The 2,723-nt window shown below is 60.3% G+C and carries 3 protein-coding genes and 1 pseudogene; 2 read left to right on the forward strand and 2 right to left on the reverse strand.

What is annotated here, in order from left to right:
- Window positions 1-36 precede the first annotated feature (36 nt).
- Entirely contained in the window at window positions 37-660 is a 624-nt protein-coding gene (locus tag BST15_RS20805) for a TetR/AcrR family transcriptional regulator (protein ID WP_046188896.1), read from the reverse strand.
- 73 nt (window positions 661-733) lie between these two features.
- Here BST15_RS20805 and BST15_RS20810 point away from each other — a divergent pair, with 73 nt between their 5' ends.
- The gene (locus BST15_RS20810) at window positions 734-1,603 is read left to right on the forward strand and encodes a metal-dependent hydrolase (protein WP_012394820.1); all 870 of its coding nucleotides are present in this window, start codon (window positions 734-736) and stop codon (window positions 1,601-1,603) included.
- 166 nt (window positions 1,604-1,769) lie between these two features.
- Here BST15_RS20810 and BST15_RS20815 read toward each other — a convergent pair whose 3' ends face one another.
- Window positions 1,770-2,402 (reverse strand): TetR/AcrR family transcriptional regulator, encoded by a 633-nt coding sequence (locus tag BST15_RS20815; RefSeq protein WP_109370774.1) that lies wholly within the window; start codon window positions 2,400-2,402, stop codon window positions 1,770-1,772.
- Between the two features lie 129 nt (window positions 2,403-2,531).
- On the opposite strand from BST15_RS20815, the pseudogene BST15_RS20820 reads away from it, so the two are divergent.
- Window positions 2,532-2,669 (forward strand): annotated as a pseudogene (locus BST15_RS20820) (SDR family NAD(P)-dependent oxidoreductase); the annotation flags it as partial.
- Window positions 2,670-2,723 lie beyond the last annotated feature (54 nt).

The following is a 2,723-nucleotide window of genomic DNA, read 5'->3' on the forward strand; positions in this document are numbered from 1 at the left end:
CTGCCCGAAGCTGCTTAACCACAAATCCCGTGTCCACTACATGGGGGCAAGGCCCCCAAGACTGCCGAGAAAACCCGCACAATGCTCGATAAGCACTTCGGTCGATAGGTTTAGTTGTCCGTCTATCCAGCGACGGAGAATCTCGAACAGGCCCCCGACACCGTAGGTAGCGGCGAGATCTGCGACCTGAATCACCTCGCTGGGTATATCGAGATGCAGGCGGGCCTCTCTGAGGACGAGCTCCGCAAATTCGGACATCAGTTCGCTTCGCAGCTGCCGAAGCAGGGGTTCAGCGCCCGATTCGACAAACAATATGCGGGCCATGCTGGGATCGTTCTCGATCATCTGAACCAGGGCCTTTATCGGAGCGTAAGCGAGTTCTTGAGGAGCAACGGTGTCATCCGGTATCGCCTTGGTGATCACGGCTTGGAAGGTGGTGGAGATCTTGGTGAACATCGCACGCAGGAGCGCGTCTCTGTCGCGAAACTGCTGGTAGAAGTACCGGCTCGTCACTCCTGACTCCGTACACACAGCGGTCACGGTGCACGCGGCGGCTCCCTGCTTGCCCATGAGCGCGACCGCGGCGTCAATCAGCAGTGCGCGGCGCTGCGCATCGCGTTGAGTTGCGGACAGCCCGCCATAAACACGTGCTGGACTCATGCCCTACATTCTGGCAGTCTCATGTGACAAGGCCTAAAGTCAGATCACGCAACGGAGGAAGGACCCCGTCAAGATGCCGGAAGATCGAGCCTCGACCAAGAGCCGTGTATTGCCAAAACCCCGGCGCGTTCGTTTCCCCATGCCCACCTCCACGAAGCGGCGACACTTCGTGGATGGCGACCTGGTGATGAGCCATTTCATCTCGGTGCTTTCTGCGACCTTCCCGGAAGGGGAAGACTTCTTCATCCGCTCGGTCAAGTATTTCCAGAGTTCCATCGACGATCCCCAATTGCTGACAGCGGTCAAGGGTTTCATCGGGCAAGAGGCCACACACCGACACCAGCATCGGCTCCTCAACGAACGGCTCCAGGCCATGGGTTATCCGACCGCGCGGATCGACCGCCACGTCGCACGCCTGATCAAGCGATTGGAGCGGCGCTTTTCGCCAGAAATGCGGCTGTCGATGACCTCTGCATTGGAGCACTACACCGCGACGCTCGCTGAAATCATTCTCACCAGCGATGACGCGCAGAAGCTCATCGGACAGACAGAGGTTCGACCGATTCTGCTGTGGCATGCGTTCGAGGAGTCGGAGCACAAAGCCGTCGCCTTCGACGCCTATCGGCTGATTGGAGGCACCGAGCGCACCCGCGTACGGGGCATGCGGATCGCCTCTGCAATTCTGTTCGGCGAACTCATTCTGCAGACTGCGCTGTCGATGGCCTCTGACAAGGCCTCGTATAACCCGGTCACGTTGGTGCGTAGCCTACGTCGCTTCAGTCGCACCCCGATGTTCACCGCCGATGCGCTGCAGCGATTCCGTTCGTACAACCGCCCCGGCTTCCACCCTGATGATTGGGACAGCACCGCGGTCCTGGAGCGATGGAGCAAGGAACTGTTCGACCAAGACGGCTCACAGAAGGTCATCGCTCAGCCGGGGTAGCAAAAGTGCGTGAGGAGGGCGACGCAGAAAGACACTGTTTCTGCGTCGTTCCTCCAAACAAGCGACAGCGCGCCTGTCGTCACGGATTGGATGCCCGGTGGCGGGTCAAGGCGACAGTCATACAGACAAGTGCAGTCGGCCTCGAAACTCACGGAAAGGTTAAGCCTCAGCCGCTGACGACGTAGCGTTGAGCCAAGGTTTCAGCCAGTCGGCTCGTGTGCGCGACCACTTCCTTTTCGGTCACCGCGAGCAAACCGGAGTGCCAGGCCGTGATGACTTCGACGAACCCCCCCACCGCAACCAAAGTGTCCATACGAAGGGCCGTCTCGTCGGCGTCTTCTCTGAGATGTGGCCGGCTTGCCTCGACGACCAACTGCGTTGCGTCCTGCAGCGCCACAGCGCGGCGATCTTGCAGCGGTGAGCTACCTACATGCTGAGCGAGGAGGATGTGCGCCCGGCCAGGATCGCGTGCGATCCGGTCGACCACGATGGCGATCGCCGCGGTGATGGTTTCGATCGGCGGCCGATCCACACGCTCGTCGAAGAGCGCGGAAACCTCGCCGAGCATGTCATTGCGAACGCCATCCCACGCTGCGACGAGAAGATCCTCGCGCGTCTTGAAGTCCTCGTAGAAGTATCGATCGTTGAGCCCTGTCCGGGCGCACACGCCGCGCATAGTCACTGCGGCCCAACCGCTCTCACTCCAAATCTCGGTCGCAGCCTCGATCAATTGCTGCCGTCGCTCTGCTCGACGCTCAGCACCGGTCCGACCACCCCAGCGCGTGTTTCTCGACCGCACATCAAACATCTTGACAAAACGTCGGGCTCACGACCAAACTGGTGGCATGCGACACCAATGGTGGCTGATGCCCCCAAATCAATGGTCTCCCGCACCGGAAATCAGTGTCGCGATCCGAAAGGCAAGCAGATGAGGTTCTTGCCGTTCGGTAGTTCACCAGGTAGAACCCACCGCGCCCACGCAGTAGTCACAGGCGCAGGGAGCGGTATCGGCCGCGCGTTCGCCGTTGAGCTTGCACGCCGAGGTGGACGTGTTGTGTGTGCGGAGGTCGTGTCCTGAAACCGGTGTAAATGGGGCCGGGCGTAGGTTCTGCTTCGAGAC

The sequence above is a fragment of the Mycolicibacter arupensis genome, assembly GCF_002086515.1.
Classification (GTDB): Bacteria; Actinomycetota; Actinomycetes; order Mycobacteriales; family Mycobacteriaceae; genus Mycobacterium; species Mycobacterium arupense.

Excerpts from the sequence above, each read along its gene's own strand:
- BST15_RS20805 (WP_046188896.1), bottom strand. The coding sequence starts at position 660 with ATGAGTCCAGCACGTGTTTATGGCGGGCTGTCCGCAACTCAACGCGAT.
- BST15_RS20810 (WP_012394820.1), top strand. The coding sequence starts at position 734 with ATGCCGGAAGATCGAGCCTCGACCAAGAGCCGTGTATTGCCAAAACCC.